Here is a 21,111-nt window from a genome sequence, read left to right on the forward strand (position 1 = left end):
GTTTTTAGAAGCTCAGATTAATACCGGCAGATACGGATTTCACGGCCGGGTAACGATAGTAGGTAGTACCGCCAACAGTCTGTTCAGGGTCCATGCCTTGATGGTTGTACAGCGTGAACAGGTTTTCTCCCTGTACGTACACCGTAATATTGTTCAGGTGGGCCCTTTCCATCAGTGTTTTCGGCAGTGAATAACTGAGGTTCAGGCTCTTCAGTCTGGCGTAGGTGGCATCGTACAGGAAACGTGTGGAAGCGCCAGTCCAGCTGGGCGCTACCGTGTTCACCTGTGGTACGTCCGTATTGCGGTTGGTGGGTGTCCAGGCGTTCAGCACTTCTGTAGACCATGCGCGGCCGGCGGAACCACCCAGTCCCATCAGGAAGGTATAGTCATTGTCCAGTACTTTACCTCCGATGCTGTACACGATCAGGAACGACAGGGAGAAGTTCTTGTAAGTGAACGTATTGGTCAGGCCACCATATAGGTCCGGCAGTGATGAACCGGAATAATAAAGGGACGCCTGGCTGTAATTGCTGGTATCCTTGATGCTGCCGTCCGGATTAGTGTATTTCCACTGTGGCGCACCGGTATTGGGGTTTACACCTGCCCACTGGCGAAGGTAAAAGTCATAGATGGATTTACCCACCATCAGTTTTTTGGTACCGGAAATAATTTCCTGCTGAGGCAGGCTGGTGACTTTGTTCCGGTAGTGTGTCATATTAAGATCGATGTTCCAGCTGAAGTTTTTTGTGCGTATAGGCGTACCATGCAGGTTGAGGTCTACACCGGTGTTTTTCAGGGCGCCTATGTTCTCATCTATTGAACTGTAACCAATAGAAGGTGCCTTAGGCCTGGAATACAGCAGGTCCTGTGATTTGCGAACGAAGAACTCCGCGCTGCCGCCGAAACGGTTGTCAAACATGGACCAGTCCACACCGATGTTGAGGTTGAGGTTTGTTTCCCATTTCAGCCTGTCGTTGAACAGGAATTCGCGGAACGTACCGCCCATTCCCAGGTTGCTGTTAACGGAGTACAGCGGCAGGTAGTTGTAGTAGCGGGAATCGCCCAGGTTATCATTACCCTGTCCGCCGTAGCTGGCGCGCAGTGTCAGCAGATTGAGCCAGGAGGAATTTTTCAGGAAAGATTCTTCCGTCAGTTTCCAGGAACCGCCTACAGACCAGAAAGTGCCCCAGCGGCGGTCCGGTGCGAAGCGGGAAGATCCATCGCGGCGCAGGGAAGCGGAGAAGAAGTATTTTCCGGAGTAATCGTATTCCGCTCTTCCCAGGAAGGAGCTTTGCCTGTAGTTGTCGGAATAGCCGGTGAAGCCGCCTATCAGCGCAGCATCTGCCGGTTCGTCGATACCCGGTACGGAGAACCCGGATTTGTTGCCTTCAACGTAAGTGTAGTTAAACTTATATGCTTCCTGACCGGCCAGCACATTCAGGTGATGTTTTTCATTGAAGGTAGTCTCGTAGGTCAGGATGTTATTGAAAGTCCAGCTGAAAGTACGGTAGTTGCCTTTTAATACAGTACCGCCTACTTCCTGGTCGAAACCGAGGGTCGGGTTCGTATAGTCATGGCCTATGCGGGAAGAGTAGTCGGCGTTATAGCTGGTTTTAAACTTCAGTCCTTTGTAGAGCGTAGCTTCCGCATAAAAACGGGCAGACACGTCATCACGGATCACGTCATGTTTATCGATGCCGGACGTCTGTACCAGATTGGTACGGGGATTGGCCGGATCGGGGCGGTAGTCGCCATAGTCGAAGATCTTATTACCGTTGGCATCCTGGAGATAGGCGCCGGTGTTCGGGTCCCGCTGATAAACCGGGTACATAGGGCCCATCAGACGGCCATAGTTGATATAGTTGTCACTGCGGCTGTCTTCAGATGGAGGCGCTTGCTGGTCAGAGTGTGCCGCACTGAGGTTGAGGCCTACTTTCAGCCATTTACGGGCGTCAATATCGAAGTTGGAGCGTACAGTATAACGTTTGAAGCCGGAGCCAAGATAGATACCCTGGTCATCGAGGTAACCGCCGGAGATGAGGTAACGGGTTTTATCCGTAGCGCCGCTGATGGCCACATTGGCTTCCGTGCGGTGACCGGTGCGTTGCATCGCTTTGTCCCAGTCATCGTTCCACAGTGGTTTAGCACCGGCTACCAGCTTACCGTCGGTGCCTACCGGCTGCGGGAATGCACTGCCGTAGGGGTTAATGCCCAACTCTCCCACCAGGTCGCGGCTGGCGTTTTTAGCAGCGGTGATGGAGTCCTGGCTGCCCAGGTTTTCGTTGAACAATGCGCGCCAGTACATCGGGAAGTATTGATCGGTAGACATCCTGTCATAATCTTTCACGGCTCTTTTAGAGAAACCCTGACTAACGCGAACGTCTATATTACTTCCTTTGGCTTTTCCTTTTTTAGTGGTGATGATGATAACGCCGTTGGCACCGCGTGAACCGTACAACGCAGCAGAGGCTGCGTCTTTCAGTACGCTGATGGACTCGATATCATACGGGTTGATGGCGCTGAGGCTACCGCCGTAAGGCACCCCGTCTACCACGTAGAGCGGATCTGCCGAAGCGTTGATAGAACCAACACCGCGGATACGGATAGTAGCATCAGAACCAGGCTGACCGCTCTGGGATGCGCTCTGCACGCCAGGCGCCAGGCCCTGTAAGGCTTTGGTGACACTGGATACCTGACGGTTCTCCAGTTCAGCGCCCTTTATCTGTGATACCGAACCGGTGTAAGAGCTCTTTTTAGCAGTACCGTAAGCGATAACTACTATCTCATCAATATTTTTACCGGCTGATTGCAGGGTGATGGTCAGTGGGGCGGTACTAACAGGTACTTCCTGTGGTGTCATGCCTACATAACTGATGACCAGTGTAGTGGCGGCCGGATCTGTAACTTCCAGCCGGAAAGAGCCGTCAGGGCCGGTCAGCACACCTTTCGTCGTACCTTTAATGACGATGGTGGCGCCGGGCAAAGGTTCTTTGTCTTTGGCCGACAGGACGGTACCCGTAACGGTACGTACCTGCGAAAAAGCTGCCAGTGGTCCCAGCAGCAGTAGAAGAATCAGCAATCGTTGTAACATAAGTTCTATGTTGATTGGTTTAGAGAACGAATAAAGGCAATAACAGTCCTGTATCTGCTATAAAGCAGATAACACCAGCTTAGCCTCCTTGTATTATTTGTACGGTGACAGTTATCTTCCTGAAGCAGCTAATGTTGCTGTAACCGGTTGTTTCGGAAGATCTGTTGTGCAGAAAGCGATTTTGATTTTTAACAACAGCAACAACAACTTTGGTTGATGCATTCAACGGACTGGTTCTTCATTTCCATAATCGGTTTCCTTTGTCGTTTTTTCTTTATCATATTACTCTATTAATCCTATAGACTAATGGAGCCGCAAAGCTAGGGTGTTTATACGTAAACAACAAAAGTTTTGTTAAAAAAGTTGAAACATGATGAACAGAATTACTACTGATTCGCCTGATTACTAGGATGAACGGTTGCCAATAACGGCGTTAGTGTTGTATTTGAGGTGGGCTGGCCCTGTCTTTATTTTTCGGGCGGCGTGATCACCCATGTGATGGCCTGATTATGTTTTTATCTAGCTACTTATTTAACGTCATTTATCTGCATATTACCCCCATCATACAAATATCTGATCACCGGAATAAAAATGTCTTAGCCTTTGTGCATCAGCAATACAATGATCACACCGGAAGTAGTAAGCGTGATGTTGGCCACGGCATACGCCACGGTATAACCCAGGGCAGGCACTTTACTGTTGAGCGCATCCTGTACCGCCAGCAACGGTGCAGATTCATCGTGGGCGCCGGCACACGCGCCCAAACCAATGGCAGGATGAAATTTGAAAACATATTTAGACAGGAACAACGCCACCACCATGGGCAGCAGGCTTAACACCAATCCTGCGAGGAAAAGTGTAAGGCCTTCTTGTTTAAGTCCCTGTAAAAAACCATCGCTGGCGGTAAGCCCTACGATAGCGATGAATACGTGCAGTCCCAGTTTTGTCAGCACCCATTGGGAAGAAGACGGAATATATCCGAAACGCGGATTCACGCTGCGCAGCCATCCGAAGAAAAGTCCTGCTATCAGGGCTCCTCCGCTGGTGCTCAGCTCTATGGGCACATTGCCAATGCGCACGCTCATAGCGCCTACCAGCGCACCTAACGCGATGCCGCCTGCCAGATACGGAATATCCGTTTCCACGCCTACCCGTTCTTTAAAACCTAATATGGGCACTGCGAGGTCTAATTCCTCCTGTATGCCCACCAGTTCGGCCACATCACCTTTTTGTACAATGGTGTTGGCTTCCAGCGGTATCTCGATACCAGAACGTGTGATTTTCCGGACACTGATGCCATGCAGTTGTGGCCGGCGCACCAACACCTTGATGGGTTTGTTGATTGCCGTGCTTTTATTGATCACCACATTGATGGCCTGCACGGGGAACGTCAGCAGATCAGCATCAGCCACTTCCCTGCCCAGCATGTCGCCGGAGGCAATGGCGGCTGAACGTTGCCCGCCAACAGCGATAATATCTCCCTGGCGCACCACAAAATCCTGCGGAGTGGCCATCATCTCTCCTTCCCGCCTAACACGCAGGAGATACAACACTCGTTTTTTCCGGCGAAAAAATGCTTCCAGTTCACCTACCGATTTTCCTTCTTCCCCTACCAGTTCACTGTTGACAAGGTAAGCCCTGAACGCTACATGGTCGTAGGCATTTTTGATATCTCCGTCTTCCTCCGCGCTCGTATCAGTAAGGGTGGCCTCCAGTTTGCGTGTTTCTTCTATCAGCTTCTCTCTGCTGCCAGACATGAACCAGGGACCTATAACGGACAGAAACCAGCTGGTACCGGCTGTCCCAAAGATGTAGGTCACAGCATATGCAACAGGGATCTGGTTGACCAGCCGCTCTTTGTCAGCTATACTAATGTTGAGCTCATTGATAGTATTGGAAGCGACACCGATAATAGCGGAACAGGTGTTGGCCCCGGACATCAGTCCGGCGGTGGTGCCCGTATCAAAATGCAGGATGGAAGCAATCACCCAGCAGAAAAAAAGACTGCTGCAGCAAACGATGAAAGAGAAGGCCGCTATCGGGAGGCCATCTTTTTTCAGTCCCTGGAAAAATTGCGGGCCAATGCTGTAACCGGTGCAAAACAGGAACAACAGGAAAAAGATGGATTTGGCTGCGCCGGGGATCTGGATGTGGATACCGCCAATGACAATGCCTACCAGTAGTACGCCGGTGACAGTGCCGAGCGTAAATCCTTTAATGCGTAGTTTGCCTAGGAGAAAACCTATGAGCAGGGTTAACATGACAGCGATTTCCGGGTATTTCTGAAGCGTTTCTATCAACCAGGTAAGCATAAACGAAGTTTTTCCGTTTATATTACAATCCGGGCCGTCAGTTGGTTCGGCGATGGTTAATTTCCGCTTTCGAAGCCCTGGTCTATCAGCCAGTTACCGCTATCGGCGGCCTGCGTGGCCAGTTCATCGCAACGGTTATTGAGCGGGTTGCTGGCATGGCCTTTCACCCATTGCATTTTGACTTTATGTCTTCTGTAGAGCGGAATGAAACGCATCCACAGGTCTTTGTTCTTTTTATCTTTAAAACCGGTTTTCACCCAGCCCCATATCCAGCCTTTTTCGATACTGTCCACCACATATTTACTGTCTGTAAAAATGGTCATTTCCAGTCCTTCTTTCTTTAACGCCTCGAGTGCGGTGATCACCGCCAGCAGCTCCATCCTGTTGTTCGTTGTTTTACGGTATCCCTGTGATAATTCCTTGCGCACACTTCCCCATAATAATACCACACCGTAGCCACCGGGCCCGGGATTGCCGCGGGAGGCGCCATCCGTATATATCTGCAATTCTGCCATAGCGCGCAAATATAACGCTCATTTATAAATTTTGACATTTAGTTATTTTGATATTTAGTTGGCCTCTTTAGCAGGAAGGCAGTCAACTAAATATCAAAATAACTACGTGTCAAAATAATCAGACCTGAAATACTCCTACGTTAAACGGCTGTTCCACGGGTGCGTTGTTGGCTGCTTTGATACATTCTGACACATGCCTGCGCGTATCAGCGGGATCGATGATATCATCCACCCAAAGGCGGGCGGCGGCGTAGTAAGGAGTGGTCTGGCTATTGTATTTGTCCGTGATTTCCTTGAGCAGGCGGGCTTCTTCCTCCGGGGTGATTTCCTGTCCTTTTGCTTTGAGGGAAGCCACCTGGATCTGCAATAATGTTTTAGCGGCCTGTTCACCGCCCATCACCGCAATTTTAGCAGAAGGCCATGCAAAGATAAAACGGGGATCATACGCTTTGCCACACATGGCGTAGTTGCCCGCGCCGTAGGAATTACCGATGATGATGGTGATTTTAGGCACCACGGAATTGGACACCGCGTTGACCAGTTTAGCGCCGTCTTTGATGATGCCGGCATGTTCGCTGCGGCTGCCTACCATGAAGCCGGTTACGTCCTGCAGGAACACCAGTGGTATTTTTTTCTGGTTGCAGTTCATGATGAAGCGGGCAGCCTTGTCGGCGCTGTCGTTGTAGATAACGCCGCCCATCTGTAATTCGCCTTTGCGGCTCTTCACTATTTTACGCTGGTTGGCCACGATGCCTACCGCCCAGCCATCGATGCGGGCGTAACCGCAAAGGATGCTTTTACCGTAATCCTGTTTATATTGATCAAAAGCCGAATCGTCCACGATGCGGTGGATGATGTCGAGCATGTCATATGGACGGGAACTGTCTGACGGCAGCACGGCATGCAGTTCTGCTTCCGGCTGTGCGGGCGCCACCGGCGCGATGCGGTCAAATCCGGCAGTAGGCCCCTGCCCTATTTTGCTGACGATCCGTTTTATCTGATCGAGGCATTCTTCGTCTGTTTTGAATTTGTAATCGGCGATACCGGAGATTTCGGTATGGGTAACAGCGCCACCTAACGTTTCCGCATCTACGTCTTCACCGATAGCCGCCTTTACAAGGTACGGGCCGGCGAGGAAGATAGAGCCGTTGCCTTCCACCATCAGCACTTCATCGCTCATAATGGGCAGATAGGCGCCGCCCGCCACACAGCTGCCCATTACGGCGGCTATCTGGGTAATGCCCATGGCGCTCATGCGGGCGTTGTTACGGAAGATGCGGCCAAAGTGTTCCTTGTCAGGGAATATTTCATCCTGCATGGGCAGGAACACGCCGGCGCTGTCTACCAGGTAGATGACCGGGAGATGGTTTTCCATGGCTATTTCCTGTAAGCGCAGGTTCTTTTTGCCCGTCATGGGAAACCAGGCGCCGGCTTTTACTGTCATGTCGTTGGCCACGATCATACACTGGCGGCCGCTTACGTAACCGATGCCGCCAACTGTGCCGGCAGCGGGGCAGCCGCCGTATTCGGGGTACATTTCATAGGCAGCAAAGGCGCCGATTTCAATAAAAGGAGTGTCTTTGTCTATCAGATATTGAATCCGTTCCCTGGCCGTCAGCTTGCCCCGTTGGCGGACCTTCTCCAGGCTTTTTTTCCCGCCGCCCTGTTCGATGGTGCCGAGGCGCTGTTTCATAGTGCTGATGGCCAGTCTCATGGCATCTTCGTTCTTGTTCGTTTCCAGATCCACTTGGTTCATAACGTTTGGGTTTTACTTTAAAAATACCGACAAATAAGTTAAATTACGAATTATGCAGCTTACAGAACACCTCGCTTCTTCCATAGAAGCGTTATACAATGGGAAACCCTGGCTGGATGTAACTTTCAGGGAACATCTTTCCCGGATAGACGCACGTCAGGCCGTAAAAAGCCTGAACGGCTCCAATAACATCTGGCAGATCGTGAACCATGTTATCTTCTGGCATCAGCGGGTAGAGCGGTATATGCATAACGAACCGCCGGAAAAAGGCGGAGACCTTCCGGACTTCTATATGCCGGAAAACCATGGGGAGGAAAACTGGCAGGCCACCATTCACCGGCTGGAGCACTCATTTGACCAGATAGCCGCCACTATCCGTAAGTTCCCGGAAGCAGCCCTGTTTGATACCTTTCCAGGCACCGATAAAAAAGCCGTTTATTATTTACAGGGCCTCGCAGAACACGATGCCTACCATTTGGGACAGATAGTTTTGCTACGTTTATATAATCCCTAAAAAAATTACGAATTACGAATTACGAATTACGAATTACGAATTACGAATTACGAATTACGAATTACGAATGGAGGACCTCCTTATCGGTAGGTTACTAACTAACCTTTCCATTAAAAGGTCCTCCATTCGTAATTCGTAATTCGTAATTCGTAATTATCTATTGGGTAAGGTCCATATCATACCGTTGTTCATACTGTTGCTGGCCCCACAGCTGCAGGAACTTCTCTCCCGTTTTCCGGAAGCCTGCCTTTTTATAGATGTCGATGGCAGTGTTTTGCAGGCTGGTGGTCATCAGATATACGTTCTGATAATTTTTCTCCCGGCAGAAGGCGATGGCTTCCGCAAAAAGGCGTTTTCCCAGTCCGCGTCCCCTGTAATCGGGATGTACAATGAACCAGCGCAGCTGGGCCAGGTAACGGGAAGAGCCGAGTATGGCCACCGCTCCCACGATCCGGTTGTCCGCAACGGCCAGAAACACCCTGTCTTTGTTGGTGTTGTAGGTGGTGAGAAAATCCTGGAACGTTTTGCACACATAGGATTCAAATTCAAAGTTATAGCCACACTCCTTCGCGTACAGTTCTCCATGCAGGTATATCAGGTATCCGATATCGCCTGGTTGCAGATCGTAACGGATACGGATATCCGAAGTTGGCGCCGGGGAGCTGGTGCCCGACAAGACAGTTTCGATGGTTTTCATGGCGCCGGTGACCTGTTGCCGTTGCGACATTTCCAGTGGTTCCAATATCTGACGGATCTGTTCCGATGACCTTTCATTGAGGCCGGTCATCATTTTCCTTCCCTTAGCGGTGAGTTGCAGGAAGAAAGTACGGCCGTCGGCGGGCGACTGCTGCCGGGTGATCAATCCGGCGGTTTCAAATTTCTTCAGGATACGACTGAGGTATCCCCCGTCTATCTTCATGACAGCGATCAATTGACCGGCGGTGCATTTTTCCTGCTCCCCGATCTCATATAACACCCGCACTTCCGAAAGTGAATATTTACTTTCCAGGATGTGCTGGTCCAACAGGCCCACTACACCTGTATAAAAGCGGTTAAAATGGCGAACATCCGCTATCAGTGTATCATTGGATGACATATAAATCTGTATTTCAACCAAAAATACGAAAATACTTGACATAGTCAACTATTTTGTTTGACAAAAGCAAATAATCACAACAAGGGTTAATAGTGTAAAAAACACCCCTGCAGCATACATACACTCAATAGGGTAAGATGTTATATTTGTGATTTAGCACTGTATATTGTGTGCGGTCTTGATTAAAACTCATTTATGTCACCAGGATTATTATTTTCGTTCGTCGTTGCTTACTTTGTTATTTTACTGATTGTCGCCTGGTACACCGGCCGTGGGTCTAACAATGACTCCTTTTTTATCGGAAACCGCAACAGTAACTGGATGCTGGTAGCGTTCGGGATGATTGGCACCTCTTTGAGCGGTGTTACGTTTGTCAGTGTTCCGGGGGCGGTTGGCAAAGACGCCTTTACCTATTTCCAGATCACGCTGGGTTACTTTATCGGGTACATCACCATTGCCTATGTGTTGATACCGCTTTATTACCGGCTGCAACTGACTTCCATTTACAACTACCTGAACACGCGCTTTGGGGTGATGTCGTACAAAACAGGGGCATCTTTCTTTATCCTGTCACGTACGTTGGGGGCAACCGCCCGGCTGTACCTGGTGGTGCGTATCCTGCAAGACGCCATCCTGTCCAGCTTTGGGGTTCCCTTCTGGCTTACTACCCTTATCATTCTCTTTATGATCCTGGTATATACCTATGAAGGCGGCGTGAAGACGATCGTGTATACCGACACCCTGCAGACCACCTGTATGCTGGCAGGCCTGATCATCTGCGTATTCTACATCCTGCATGCCATGCACATGGACATGGGCCAGAGTATCAGCGCTATGCAGGAAAAAGGGCTTACCCGTATTTTCGAATTTGATCCCAACAGCAAGCTGTTTTTTGTCAAACAGATATTGGCCGGAGCGTTTATCACCATTACCATGACCGGCCTTGACCAGGAGATGATGCAGAAAAACATTTCTGTTAAAACCCTGCACGACTCCCAGAAAAACATGGTGTCCCTGGCATTTATCATGTTAGTGGTGATTGGCCTGTTCCTGTTCCTGGGGGGGCTGTTGAACCTCTACGGCTCACAAGTACAGGTATCTGCCAGCGGCGATGCGCTGTTCCCTGAACTGGCCCTGCGCCACATGCCTCCGGTGATCTCCGTGATCTTCATCATTGCACTGATCTCTGCGCTGTTCCCCAGTGCTGATGGCGCCATGACGGCCCTCACCTCTTCTATCTGCATAGACATCCTGGACATACAACGTCGCAGCGACTGGGACGAAGCCAGGAAAAAGAAGGTACGTCAGCGTATCCACCTGATGATGGCATTTATCTTCCTGCTGTTTGTCATGGTGTTTGAATGGGTGAACAACCCCAGTATGATCGGCGTGATCCTGAAAGTGGCCACTTATACCTACGGGCCACTACTCGGCCTCTTCGCCTTTGGCATCCTGAGCAAACGGACCGTCAACGACCGCCTGGTGCCGATCGTTTGTGTGGTGGCGCCACTGCTCTGCTACGTGGTGGACACCAATCAGTCCGTGCTGTTCAAACAGTTCCAGATTGGACTGGAACTGCTGATCATTAACGGCGCCTTTACGTATATCGGCCTGCTGATGATTTCCCGGAGAAAAATTTAGGGATTTCCTGATTTACGATTTTTTGATTTCCCAAACTGATAAAAGCGAAGACCAAAGCAGGTAGCTGATACCGCTTTGGTCTTCGCTTTTATTCGCAAAATCAAAAAATCGTAAATCAGTTTGTTTCCCTGGATTTATTAAGCATGTGCAATTCCAGAATGGTGGTCCTGCCGTTTTCACTTTCCCGGTACATGGGAATAAACTTGCGGTTGAACTGTATCTCCTCATAGGTGTAGGAAGTGCGTTGCAATACCGTGTTGGCGTATACATCGTTAAAGCCTTTTACCAGCACATAAATCTCCACGTCCGCGTTCCGCATGTCTTCTGCGGTAAAGCCCAGCAGCGGGCTGTTTTCATCGATGGGATGCACGACGGTCCAGTTCATGGAAAGGCTCTCTATTTTTCCTCTTTCCAGTGGCAGGGAGTAGAATTTGTATACCGGTGTATCGTTCTCCACAACTTGCAGACCGATCGTTACTGTAACATCCACATTGGTGAGCGTATGGTTGTCTTTGTATGAGGCGAAGCGGAACATCAGGCCGGTCATGTCTTTATAGGGGCAGATCAGCGCATTGTCACTGAACACGAGGTGCGCCCTTGGCCTGGAGAAACGGCCATACATGAGACCAGTGGCCACCGCAAAGGAGAGAAAGCCCGACATGGCTTCGATGGCCGCCACCATATTAGCGCCGTCGCCAATGGGGTTTACCCGGCCATAACCTACTGTGGTAAAGGTTTCCGTGCTGAAGAAAAAAATCTCTTTCAATCGCATCCAGGGAGTTTGCCCGATAATGCCCTGGAACTGGTCTACCCCCAGCACCCAATAGATGCCGGTGTACAACAGGTTGATCGAGAAATAAAACAGGAGAATCACACAGGTGAATTTCCATGCCGGAAGGTTGAGCAGTGTGTGATAGACGCTAAACCGGTCCCAGAACGGACGGCCCTCGCGGCGGATATTAAAGGTGCCGTCGCGGTTAATGAACCGGCCTCCGTAACCATTGGGATTGGTACCGAAGCCGGTCTCGTCATTTTGTTTGGAGAAAGGGTTGATCCTTTTAAGGAGCGACATAAATCAGATAGTTTGAACAACAAAGCTAATAAGATAATGTCATCTCCGGTCTGATCTTAATCACAAGTCCCGTCCAGTGCGCAGGAAGGCCCTTCCGTTGTCTCAAACGTTGTCAGTGGCTGTGTTTTGCGCCATTCGCCAAACGCCTGTGTAAGCGCCTGTGTAAAGGCTTCTGACGGCTGTGCGCCTGATACGCCATATTTGCGGTCCAGTACAAAGAAAGGCACGCCACGGGCACCGAGCTGTTCCGCTTCCCGCACATCCAGGTTTACCTCGCCGGCAAACTCGCCGGACGCCAGCATATCCGTCACCGCTTTGCGGTCCAGCCCTATTGACGCACCGATGTCTGTCAGCACTTCATGGTCCGCGATATTTTTTCCCTCCGTGAAATAAGCGATAAAGAGTTTTTCTTCTGCCGCATCACCCAGTTTCTGAGCCTTTGCCATTTGTATCAACCGGTGAGCATCGAAGGAGTTGGCCACCACCGCCTTGTCGAAGTTATAGGTCAGTCCCACTTCACTGGCCGACTGGGTTACCTGCTGGTGCATTCTTACGGATTGGTCCCTGGAAATGCCTTTATGTTCTGCCAGGTAATCATAAACACTTTTTCCCGACACGGATTTCAGGTCGGGGTTGAGCTGAAAGCTCTTCCACTCTACTTCTATCTTGTCTTTTTCAGGGAACTTGTCCAATGCCGCCTCAAATTTGCGTTTGCCAATATAACAGAAGGGGCACATGATGTCTGACCATATTTCTACTTTCATCTTATTCATCTTTATTTAAAAAACTCCTGCAAAGTTAATATATTTGCTATCCAAAAGTAAGCAGTTACCTTTAGGATAGTGCTATACAAAAAGTTAGCGATTATTTGAGCATTTTGTCATTTAGATATTTATCTATTAAACAATTATGTATAATAAATATTTAAATAATAAAAATATATAATATAAAAATCGTATGGGAACAGATATAACAGCAGAACATCCCCTCGCCTTAACAGCGAAAGAAAAATGCATGGAAACAGGAGATCACAAAGATTGCCTGGGCGTGATCATGCCGGTACGGGACGCGCTGGACGTGATCAACGGCAAGTGGAAATTACCGATCATTATTGCCATTTCCCGGGGACATAAACGCTTCCGGGACATCGAAAGGAACATACCGAAAATCACCTCCAAAGTATTGTCCAAAGAACTGAAAGACCTGGAAGCACATAAGCTGGTCAAACGCAGCGTATTTGACAGTCAGCCAGTCAGTGTGGAATATACCTTAACGCCTTATGCCGATACGCTCAATCCGGTGATTGACGCCTTATATACGTGGGGCACAGCACACCGGAAAACGATATTCGGGTCGGCGGATGGGCAGGAGGTGAATGGCGCGCAGTGATTATTCCTCTATCTTCAACACGATCTTTCCTCTTCCCGGCCCGCCTAACTGGCTATAGTCCTGTGCTGCAGCGGCGCTGGACAACGGTACAAACACTTTCCGGACGTGGGGCCTGATGAGGTCTTTGTCCAGCAATTTAGCCACTTCCTGCATGGCATGCAGTGTTTTAGTTCCTGCCCATACCGCGCGGATACCGGCTGCTGCGGCCTTTTCCTGCGACGGTTGTTGCACAAGGCATAAGAGCATACCACCGGGTTTGACCAGCTGGTAGGAGCGGTCAAGTGTGTCTCCGCCGACAGTGTCCAGTACCACATCGACAGCAGCGATCTGTGTTTCAAAAGGCGCCGCTGTGTAGTCAATCACTTCAGAAGCACCGAGAGATTTCACGAATTCAGCATTTTCGGCTGAACTGGTGGCGATCACGTAAGCGCCGGCGTGATATGCCAATTGCACGGCGAAGTGCCCTACCCCTCCGGCGCCGGCATGAACAAGCACCCGTTGCCCTTTGGTAAGTTTGCCCACATCGAAAAGTGCGCCCCAGGCGGTTTTAGCACCACCGCAGGCAGCAGCTTCCTCGAAGGACAAATGCATGGGCTTGAGGAACAACTGTTCCGAAGGCACTACCGCGCAGGCGGCATAGGAACCGTCTACCGCGCCGTATACGGCCTGGCCCACTTTCTTGTCGGTCACCCCTTCGCCGAGGGCCACTACTACACCGGAAGCTTCCACTCCCGGGATATAGGGCAATGGCTTTTGCATCATGCCCTCCCTGATTTTCCAGTCGATGGGATTAACCCCGCTGGCCACTATGTTGATTAACACCTCCCCTGGTCCCGGCGCCGGTACCGGCACCTCTTCCAGGCGCAATTGATCTGATCCGCCGTAGGCGTGCACGCGTATTGCCTGTACATGTATATCCTTCATACCAATTATTATTTTGCTGGCTTAAATGTAACGAAAAGCTGTCAGGAATCATGCGGAATGGGCCTTTACAGCCACAGGCCAAAAATATTGTTTACCTTCGCCGTTCATATTTTGTAGAAACATGACATTTGGGGATTTAAATCTGAACACACCTTTACGCAATGCACTCGACGAGCTGGGCTTTGTAAAGCCTACTACCATACAGCAACGGGCCTTTTCCGTGATTATGTCCGGACAGGATGTTTGCGGTATTGCCCAGACCGGTACGGGTAAAACCTTTGCTTACCTGCTGCCTACGCTGCGGCAGTTTAAGTTTACCAAAGAGAAACATCCACAGGTGCTCATCATGGTGCCTACCCGTGAGCTGGTGGTACAGGTAGTGGAATCCATAAAAAAACTGACCACTTATATGAGTGTGGAGGTAATGGGCGTATATGGCGGGGTGAACATGAATCCGCAGATGGCAGCGGTGCAGGACAAAGTCGATATACTGGTGGCCACACCCGGACGCCTATACGATATTATTCTCAGTGGCGCGCTCAAGGTGAAGTCCATCAAAAAACTGATCATCGATGAAGTAGATGAAATGCTGAACCTGGGTTTCCGGATGCAGCTGACCAACATTATGGACCTGCTGCCGCAACGCCGGCAAAACCTGATGTTCTCCGCCACTATCACAGAAGAGGTGGAAGCGATGATACAAACGCATTTCAACAATCCTGTTATGATAGAAGCGGCACCTACAGGCACGCCGCTGGAAAACATTGACCAGGTGCTGTACCGGGTGCCGAATTTCAATACCAAGGTCAATCTGCTGGAGTTGCTCATCACCCGGGACGAGAGCATGGTCAAAACCCTCATTTTTGCGGGCACGAAAAAACTGGCAGACGACCTGTATGAGCAGTTACAGGCCAAGTTCCCGGACAAAGTGGGCGTTATTCATTCCAATAAGGAACAAAATCATCGTTTTAATACCGTTAACCAGTTCCAGGCAGGCACTTACCGTTTCCTGATTGCGACAGATATCATTGCCCGTGGACTGGACATTGCCGAGGTAAGCCATGTGATCAACTTTGACACGCCGGAGGTACCGGAAAATTATATTCATCGTATCGGGAGGACCGGCCGCGCAGATAAAAAGGGGATTGCCATTCTGCTGACCAAAGACCAGGAGACAGAAGAACTGGCCGCCATTGAGGGGTTGATGAATTATAGCATCCCCGAAAGGCCATTACCCGAAGACCTGGTGATTTCTGACGTACTGACTGAAGATGAGAAGCCTAAAGTATTTATGCGCAATACGCTGGTGAAGGCGCCCAAGCGCGAAGATGCCGGTCCGGCTTTCCACCAGAAGCTGGCTAAAAATATGAAGACGAACCGTAAGATCAGCCATAAGGATAAAATGCTGCTGAAATATGGTAAGCCTAAAAAACGCAAGCCTAAAAAATAATCTTCCCGTGATAAAAATCGCTGGTCCCTGTCTTTTTTAAGACAGGGATTTCTTTTTGTTCATTTGTGTATTTTTTTCCACCCTCCCATGGGCCATTTCCGTCTTCTAAATATTTATATCTATATGTAGATCAATCAAATATCGTTTTTGTTAACAGCTTGTTAGCGGTTTAGTAAATCCAATTACGATTAACAATTGATTAACAAATTCATTATCTTCCGGAAAATCCGTCGGACGGTTACAGATCGAATATACCTGAAAATTATGTTTGCCAGGAACAGATACCCAATCAATCATTACACTGTATGATGAAAACCAGCGCGGGACAGCTATTTCCGGGGCTTATACCCTCCCCCGGCAGCTTAACTGCATACAACGCATGAATGTCCATCATGACGATATTGAATTACTGGCGGCCTTACAGACCGGTAGCGTAGAAGCTTTTGACCATTTCTACCATCTTTACCGTGAGTGGTTATTGATCACCGCCATGACTATACTCCAGGACCAGGAAGAGGCCCAGGAGCTGGTGCAGGAATTCTTTATTGATTTCTGGCAGCAGGCCTTATATAAGCGAATAGACCTCAACACGATCCCCACGCTGAAGAATTTCCTTTTTGTGAGCATCAAAAACCGTTGCCTGAACAGGATTTCAAAAGACGAAACCCGAAAGAAGCGGCTCTCCTGGCTGCAGCATCCTTCCTACATATCTCCTGACAGCCGGTTGGAAAAGAACGAGCTGCGTGCGCAGCTGGAAGGTGCCATCAACCTGTTGCCCCAGAAACAGTCGCAGGTGTTCCGGCTGGCCTACCAGGAACATAAAACCCGCAAGGAAATCGCCGCTGTGATGGACATCAGCGAAGAAACCGTCAAAAAACACGTTGCCTCCGCCCTGAAGACGCTTCGGCAACTGCTTGAAAAAATCCGCTTCTGAACTACCCCGCCCCGATAATATTTCTGTTATATTGATTGATGAAAAATCTTACCACCATATTTCAGTTAATGACCGAAAAGAAAGCCGGCATCATTTCGGCTGCTGATGAGGCATTACTGGACACTTATCTGGAAGAAGTACCGGAAGCCCGTGAAATGTGGAAGACGATTGAAAGCGGCAAGCAGTTGCAAGACCATGCGCCCTGGCGCAATACCTACAGTATCACCGATGTTCCGGTGCGTCCGCCGCTGTTCAGGTGGGGCATCGCTGTCAGTATATTCCTTGTGGTATTTGCGGCTTACTGGTATGCTTATCGTCAATATGGCGTCAGTGTAGCCGCCAATACGGAATCATTGCCGGCGTCGCCGGTGGCCACACTGGCCCTGGCCGACGGGACTGTTCACCAGTTGCCCGCCACACCGGCCGTCCTCTCTATTCATCAGCAGCCACTGGCCGTACAGGCAGGCATGCTCTCCCTTCAGTCTGCCGTTGACCTGCCATCCGGCATCAATACCCTGACCGTTCCGGAGGCAAGCCACTATAAAGTAACGCTGGCAGACGGCACGGAAGTCTGGCTCAATGCCGGCACAGAACTGAAGTTTCCCTTCAGCTTCACCAGGGCCGTACGGGAAACATTCCTGAAGGGCGAAGCCTACTTCCGGATAGCGGCCAATCCCAACCAGCCATTTGTACTGCAACTTCCCAACAGCACAGTGCAGGTACTGGGCACCAGTTTTCACGTCAATACCAAAGATCCCCGTCATATTCGTATATCCCTTACCGAAGGCTCCCTCCGTATGACCGCCGGCAGACGGCAGATAGTGCTGCAGCCGGGCCAACAGGCCATTTACAATGACAGCGCCCGCACATTTGACGTACAGCGCTTTACAGAACAGGAGGCCGACGCCTGGCGCAAAAAGCAGTTCTATTTTTCCAGCGTGACCCTTGCCGGACTGAAGACAATTGCCTCCCGCCATTATGGTCCCCATGGTGTGATAGACACCTCCCCGGCCATTCACAAGATATTCATCGCAAGCCCCGGCGGAGAACCATTTCCGGCCGGCATACTGCTGCCCGCCCCGGCACACCCGGCGGAAGACAGTATGAAGCTGCTGCAATAGGTCCTGATCAAAACCATTTCCAAATGAAATCAACTACCAAAATCCTGTACATCGAAAGGGATGACACGACGTTTACGCCGCACCAGGACATTCCCGCTGCATTCCAGGGGCAACTCATCCCCTATGCGCGGTTTTATTACCATGAAGACAAAGACGGCTCTATCCTTGATCAGAACATCAGGGCCGGTGAATTCTCTATCTGGGTGCACAGCATTCAGATGCGGCCGGGCGTGCAGCTCCGCCACTACTCGCAGTACCAGGTGATCACCCTTCACGCGTACGACGATGTAGAGAGTATGCGGGGCACCATCAACAACCGCCAGCAGCTGGAAAAAGAAGTCAGCCTCTTTAACGTTATGGCAGCTGAAGAACCGCCACTGCCCGGCTCTTCACAACCACTCAGCTTTCATATCAATATAGAACCTTACGCCCTGAAAGAGCTGGCACGGGAATTTCCCCTGCTGAGCGCACTGGCTGCCATTCCTGTTTCTAATGTGACGGAACCGCTGCATAAGGCGCCATTCCTCTTAAACCCTGTGAGCCGCCTGATACGCGACCGTATCCTGCGGGCCAAATACATCGGCAACAGCGCCTATAGTTTCTTTCGCCGCAATGCTGCCGACTTCTACGGCAACTACACCCGGCGGCTGATAGCGCCGGCGCCCATTATGATGAACGAAGCCAAAAGGCAGCAGCTGTACGAGATTTTCCGCTACATCCTGGACCATCTTGATGAACCACTGACCTACAAAATGCTGCAACAGAAATTTGGCGTGGAAGAAGCGCTGCTACGCCGCCCGTTTGAGCAGGAGTTCCACCTGACCATACCGGAGCTGGTATTACAGGAAAAAATGGCCGTAGCTTTTGAAATGCTGAGCACCCGCAACACACCGGTGACCACCATTATGGACCGGCTGGGATTTACCAGTCTCAATACTTTCCTGACCACTTTTGATAAATATTTTAAGTACGGGGCACTACAGGTGATGGACGCACAGTAAGGACTACTGCTTTTGTTTTTCTATGCTTTTTAACAGCTCCTTCACAAAGAGGTCTGCCGCCTTTTTGCGGTAGGTCCCTTTCTGCCAGAGCACATAAGCCTTGCGCAGCAAGGCTTTGCCAGCGATAGGCACCGCCACCAGGTTTTTCCAGCCGTTGAGCGCCCGTTCATTCAGCAACGTTACCCAATGCCCGCCTTCCAGCATAGACAGCAATGCATGCACATCATTGAGCTCAATTCTAACAGCAGGGTACACTTTGTGTTTCTCCAGCACCTCACTGAGGAAATCGCGGGAGCTAAAGCCTTTCGAGGCCAGGATCATCTCCATCCCGTCCAGGCTTTTCAGGTTGATTTCTTTCAGCTGCGCCATAGGATGCTTTTTAGAGACAGCCATCACTACTTTGGAGATAAACAGCTCCTGGCTTTCAAACTCTTTGCCCGGCGTCAGCTGATGAAACGCCAGGACAAAATCCAGCTCAGACGACCGCAGCTTCCTTTCCAGTTCTTCCGTGTTGCCATAATGCACAAAGATGCGCAGGCCAGGATATTTCTCCGGAAAGGACGTCAATGCCGGCAGCAGCAGCGAGGTAAAAGCGTAGGTGGCGCCGATGCGCAGCTCGCCGGTGAGCAGATTTTGCAGTCCTTCTATCGCCTGTTTGCCTTTCTCCACATCGAGGAGTATTTGCCGGGCGTGCAGCAGGAACATACTGCCTGCTTCCGTGAGCTGCACGTGTTTGCCCACACGGTCAAACAGCGGCATGCCCAGTTCTGTTTCCAGCGCCTTGATCTGCTGCGACAGGGTGGACTGTGTAATATACATGGCCGCTGCGGCCTCCGTAAAGTGAGCTGTTTCCGCGGCTTTCACAAAATAAGCCAGTTGCCGGAGTTCCATAAATCAATCGTTTGTACCAATGGATATCATTAAAACAATCTATTTTACAAATATATCGATCTGACCGAAATTTGCACCATCAGATTATTAAAAGGAATGCCTGGCATTCCCGCTTTCATAAATAAATTTTTGATGGATGTATTTCGCTCTTTAAAATCCCGGAACTACCGGCTCTTTTTTTACGGACAATCTATTTCCCTGATAGGTACCTGGATGCAGAAAACAGCTGCGTGCTGGCTGGTGTACCGGTTAACCAATTCCGCGGTACTACTGGGTGTGGTCAGTTTTGTCAGCCTTATTCCTTCCCTTTTCCTGTCACCTTATGCCGGCAGTTACATTGACCGCCATAACCGTTACCGCCTGATGATCATCACACAGGTGATTTCGATGGCGCAGGCAGGCGCGCTGGCGCTGATGATCCTGTTGCGGTTTTACAATATTCCCGGCATTATTTTCCTGTCGCTCGTACAGGGCATCATCAACGCATTTGATGTTACCTGCCGGCAGTCTCTGATGATGGAAATGGTAGAAAACAAGGAGGACCTTCCCAATGCCATTGCGCTCAACTCCACTATGGCCAACTTCGCCCGTATTGCCGGTCCGGCGCTGGCAGGAATTGTGCTGAGCACCTTCGGGGAAGATATCTGTTTTGCCGGTAACTTTCTCAGCTATGTCCCGGTATTGATTTCGTTGTTTATGATGAAGATGGACCTGCCCGTGATCGTGAAGTCAGAACGCAGTATCTGGGCAGAACTGAAAGAGGGATGGCAATATATTTCCCATGACAGGGACCTTTCCTCCCTATTGCTGATGCTTACCGCCAGCAGTCTGCTGGTGATGCCCTTCAACACCCTGATGCCTATTTTCGCCAAGGATATTTTTAACGGCGGCGCGAGGACTTTCAGTTGGTTTGAAAGCGCTGCCGGACTGGGTTCCATTGCGGCGGCCATTTATATGGCGCAATTAAAAGCCGGTAAAGACCTGGTCAAAATACTGATCACCTCCAGCCTGATATTTGGTTTGAGCCTGGTGTTGCTCTCCTATGCCGGCTGGCTGCCACTGGCGCTGTTATTCATGACTTTGTCCGGTGTAGGCATGATGGCGCAGACCTCGGCCATCAATACTTATATCCAGACACACGCCATTCCGGCCATGCGTGCCAGGGCGATCAGTTACTACATCATGGCCTACCAGGGCATGATTCCTATCGGCAGTCTGCTGACAGGCTTGATGGCCCAGTGGATAGGCCCGCGGGCGACCGTATGCATTGCCGGGCTGACAGGTATTGCCGCCACTATTGTATTTGTGCAGCATCGCCGAAAAAACCAGCCTGCCGCCCCCGGCATCTTTCCATCGTCCGGCAAGATGCTGACCAATGACCGCAACAGCGCCCGCGCCTGACCA

General features: G+C 50.3%; 17 protein-coding genes. 8 read left to right on the top strand and 9 right to left on the bottom strand.

Annotated elements, in window-relative coordinates:
- Window positions 1-4 precede the first annotated feature (4 nt).
- The 4 genes from ACTJJS_RS31350 to ACTJJS_RS31365 all read right to left on the bottom strand — a co-directional run bounded on the left by ACTJJS_RS31350 (window position 5) and on the right by ACTJJS_RS31365 (window position 7,674).
- The gene (locus ACTJJS_RS31350) at window positions 5-3,091 is read right to left on the bottom strand and encodes a SusC/RagA family TonB-linked outer membrane protein (RefSeq protein WP_440667770.1); all 3,087 of its coding nucleotides are present in this window, start codon (window positions 3,089-3,091) and stop codon (window positions 5-7) included.
- Between the two features lie 596 nt (window positions 3,092-3,687).
- The gene (gene aspT / locus ACTJJS_RS31355) at window positions 3,688-5,403 is read right to left on the bottom strand and encodes an aspartate-alanine antiporter (RefSeq protein ID WP_440667771.1); all 1,716 of its coding nucleotides are present in this window, start codon (window positions 5,401-5,403) and stop codon (window positions 3,688-3,690) included.
- Window positions 5,404-5,459: 56 nt separating this feature from the next.
- Window positions 5,460-5,918 carry a ribonuclease HI gene (gene rnhA / locus ACTJJS_RS31360; RefSeq protein WP_168875006.1) on the bottom strand — a complete coding sequence of 153 codons (459 nt, stop codon included), beginning with the start codon at window positions 5,916-5,918 and terminating at the stop codon, window positions 5,460-5,462.
- Between the two features lie 118 nt (window positions 5,919-6,036).
- Complete coding sequence (locus tag ACTJJS_RS31365) at window positions 6,037-7,674, bottom strand: acyl-CoA carboxylase subunit beta (protein ID WP_440667774.1); 1,638 nt, start codon at window positions 7,672-7,674, stop codon at window positions 6,037-6,039.
- Window positions 7,675-7,726: 52 nt separating this feature from the next.
- Here ACTJJS_RS31365 and ACTJJS_RS31370 point away from each other — a divergent pair, with 52 nt between their 5' ends.
- Window positions 7,727-8,188: a DinB family protein gene (locus ACTJJS_RS31370; protein WP_440667775.1), complete on the top strand. Its 462-nt coding sequence runs from the start codon at window positions 7,727-7,729 to the stop codon at window positions 8,186-8,188.
- A 157-nt stretch (window positions 8,189-8,345) separates the two neighbouring features.
- Here the strand turns inward: ACTJJS_RS31370 and ACTJJS_RS31375 are convergent, their stop codons facing one another.
- Window positions 8,346-9,284 carry a bifunctional helix-turn-helix transcriptional regulator/GNAT family N-acetyltransferase gene (locus ACTJJS_RS31375; protein ID WP_440667777.1) on the bottom strand — a complete coding sequence of 313 codons (939 nt, stop codon included), beginning with the start codon at window positions 9,282-9,284 and terminating at the stop codon, window positions 8,346-8,348.
- Between the two features lie 195 nt (window positions 9,285-9,479).
- Between ACTJJS_RS31375 and ACTJJS_RS31380 the strand changes: the two genes are divergently transcribed.
- Window positions 9,480-10,925 (top strand): sodium:solute symporter, encoded by a 1,446-nt coding sequence (locus tag ACTJJS_RS31380; RefSeq protein WP_440667779.1) that lies wholly within the window; start codon window positions 9,480-9,482, stop codon window positions 10,923-10,925.
- A 115-nt stretch (window positions 10,926-11,040) separates the two neighbouring features.
- Here the strand turns inward: ACTJJS_RS31380 and ACTJJS_RS31385 are convergent, their stop codons facing one another.
- Entirely contained in the window at window positions 11,041-11,997 is a 957-nt protein-coding gene (locus tag ACTJJS_RS31385) for an ion channel (protein WP_440667780.1), read from the bottom strand.
- A gap of 56 nt (window positions 11,998-12,053) precedes the next feature.
- Window positions 12,054-12,761, bottom strand: coding sequence for a DsbA family oxidoreductase (locus ACTJJS_RS31390; protein WP_440667781.1), 708 nt, complete (start codon window positions 12,759-12,761; stop codon window positions 12,054-12,056).
- Between the two features lie 193 nt (window positions 12,762-12,954).
- Between ACTJJS_RS31390 and ACTJJS_RS31395 the strand changes: the two genes are divergently transcribed.
- Window positions 12,955-13,386: a winged helix-turn-helix transcriptional regulator gene (locus ACTJJS_RS31395; protein WP_440667783.1), complete on the top strand. Its 432-nt coding sequence runs from the start codon at window positions 12,955-12,957 to the stop codon at window positions 13,384-13,386.
- Here the strand turns inward: ACTJJS_RS31395 and ACTJJS_RS31400 are convergent, their stop codons facing one another.
- Window positions 13,387-14,310 carry an NADP-dependent oxidoreductase gene (locus ACTJJS_RS31400; RefSeq protein ID WP_440667785.1) on the bottom strand — a complete coding sequence of 308 codons (924 nt, stop codon included), beginning with the start codon at window positions 14,308-14,310 and terminating at the stop codon, window positions 13,387-13,389. It abuts the gene before it with no gap.
- A 121-nt stretch (window positions 14,311-14,431) separates the two neighbouring features.
- On the opposite strand from ACTJJS_RS31400, the gene ACTJJS_RS31405 reads away from it, so the two are divergent.
- From ACTJJS_RS31405 to ACTJJS_RS31420, 4 genes are all read left to right on the top strand, one after another.
- Window positions 14,432-15,760, top strand: a complete 1,329-nt coding sequence (locus ACTJJS_RS31405; RefSeq protein WP_440667787.1) for a DEAD/DEAH box helicase — start codon at window positions 14,432-14,434, stop codon at window positions 15,758-15,760.
- A gap of 379 nt (window positions 15,761-16,139) precedes the next feature.
- Complete coding sequence (locus tag ACTJJS_RS31410; protein WP_440667789.1) at window positions 16,140-16,694, top strand: RNA polymerase sigma factor; 555 nt, start codon at window positions 16,140-16,142, stop codon at window positions 16,692-16,694.
- 68 nt (window positions 16,695-16,762) lie between these two features.
- Window positions 16,763-17,815: a FecR family protein gene (locus ACTJJS_RS31415; protein WP_440667791.1), complete on the top strand. Its 1,053-nt coding sequence runs from the start codon at window positions 16,763-16,765 to the stop codon at window positions 17,813-17,815.
- Between the two features lie 23 nt (window positions 17,816-17,838).
- The gene (locus tag ACTJJS_RS31420) at window positions 17,839-18,816 is read left to right on the top strand and encodes a helix-turn-helix domain-containing protein (protein ID WP_168874996.1); all 978 of its coding nucleotides are present in this window, start codon (window positions 17,839-17,841) and stop codon (window positions 18,814-18,816) included.
- Between the two features lie 3 nt (window positions 18,817-18,819).
- Here the strand turns inward: ACTJJS_RS31420 and ACTJJS_RS31425 are convergent, their stop codons facing one another.
- On the bottom strand, window positions 18,820-19,707 hold the full coding sequence (locus ACTJJS_RS31425) for a LysR substrate-binding domain-containing protein (protein ID WP_440667793.1): 888 nt from the start codon (window positions 19,705-19,707) through the stop codon (window positions 18,820-18,822).
- Between the two features lie 132 nt (window positions 19,708-19,839).
- Here ACTJJS_RS31425 and ACTJJS_RS31430 point away from each other — a divergent pair, with 132 nt between their 5' ends.
- A complete protein-coding gene (locus ACTJJS_RS31430; RefSeq protein ID WP_440667795.1) occupies window positions 19,840-21,108 on the top strand; it encodes an MFS transporter in 1,269 nt (422 codons plus the stop codon).
- Window positions 21,109-21,111: the final 3 nt, after the last annotated feature.

The organism is Chitinophaga sp. 22308 (genome assembly GCF_052045305.1).
GTDB lineage: Bacteria > Bacteroidota > Bacteroidia > Chitinophagales > Chitinophagaceae > Chitinophaga > Chitinophaga varians_A.

What these genes read in the sequence shown, in the direction of transcription:
- ACTJJS_RS31350 (WP_440667770.1), bottom strand. Translation starts at nt 3,091, where the DNA reads ATGTTACAACGATTGCTGATTCTTCTACTGCTGCTGGGACCACTGGCA.
- aspT (WP_440667771.1), bottom strand. Translation starts at nt 5,403, where the DNA reads ATGCTTACCTGGTTGATAGAAACGCTTCAGAAATACCCGGAAATCGCT.
- rnhA (WP_168875006.1), bottom strand. Translation starts at nt 5,918, where the DNA reads ATGGCAGAATTGCAGATATATACGGATGGCGCCTCCCGCGGCAATCCC.
- ACTJJS_RS31365 (WP_440667774.1), bottom strand. Translation starts at nt 7,674, where the DNA reads ATGAACCAAGTGGATCTGGAAACGAACAAGAACGAAGATGCCATGAGA.
- ACTJJS_RS31370 (WP_440667775.1), top strand. Translation starts at nt 7,727, where the DNA reads ATGCAGCTTACAGAACACCTCGCTTCTTCCATAGAAGCGTTATACAAT.
- ACTJJS_RS31375 (WP_440667777.1), bottom strand. Translation starts at nt 9,284, where the DNA reads ATGTCATCCAATGATACACTGATAGCGGATGTTCGCCATTTTAACCGC.
- ACTJJS_RS31380 (WP_440667779.1), top strand. Translation starts at nt 9,480, where the DNA reads ATGTCACCAGGATTATTATTTTCGTTCGTCGTTGCTTACTTTGTTATT.
- ACTJJS_RS31385 (WP_440667780.1), bottom strand. Translation starts at nt 11,997, where the DNA reads ATGTCGCTCCTTAAAAGGATCAACCCTTTCTCCAAACAAAATGACGAG.
- ACTJJS_RS31390 (WP_440667781.1), bottom strand. Translation starts at nt 12,761, where the DNA reads ATGAAAGTAGAAATATGGTCAGACATCATGTGCCCCTTCTGTTATATT.
- ACTJJS_RS31395 (WP_440667783.1), top strand. Translation starts at nt 12,955, where the DNA reads ATGGGAACAGATATAACAGCAGAACATCCCCTCGCCTTAACAGCGAAA.
- ACTJJS_RS31400 (WP_440667785.1), bottom strand. Translation starts at nt 14,310, where the DNA reads ATGAAGGATATACATGTACAGGCAATACGCGTGCACGCCTACGGCGGA.
- ACTJJS_RS31405 (WP_440667787.1), top strand. Translation starts at nt 14,432, where the DNA reads ATGACATTTGGGGATTTAAATCTGAACACACCTTTACGCAATGCACTC.
- ACTJJS_RS31410 (WP_440667789.1), top strand. Translation starts at nt 16,140, where the DNA reads ATGAATGTCCATCATGACGATATTGAATTACTGGCGGCCTTACAGACC.
- ACTJJS_RS31415 (WP_440667791.1), top strand. Translation starts at nt 16,763, where the DNA reads ATGACCGAAAAGAAAGCCGGCATCATTTCGGCTGCTGATGAGGCATTA.
- ACTJJS_RS31420 (WP_168874996.1), top strand. Translation starts at nt 17,839, where the DNA reads ATGAAATCAACTACCAAAATCCTGTACATCGAAAGGGATGACACGACG.
- ACTJJS_RS31425 (WP_440667793.1), bottom strand. Translation starts at nt 19,707, where the DNA reads ATGGAACTCCGGCAACTGGCTTATTTTGTGAAAGCCGCGGAAACAGCT.
- ACTJJS_RS31430 (WP_440667795.1), top strand. Translation starts at nt 19,840, where the DNA reads ATGGATGTATTTCGCTCTTTAAAATCCCGGAACTACCGGCTCTTTTTT.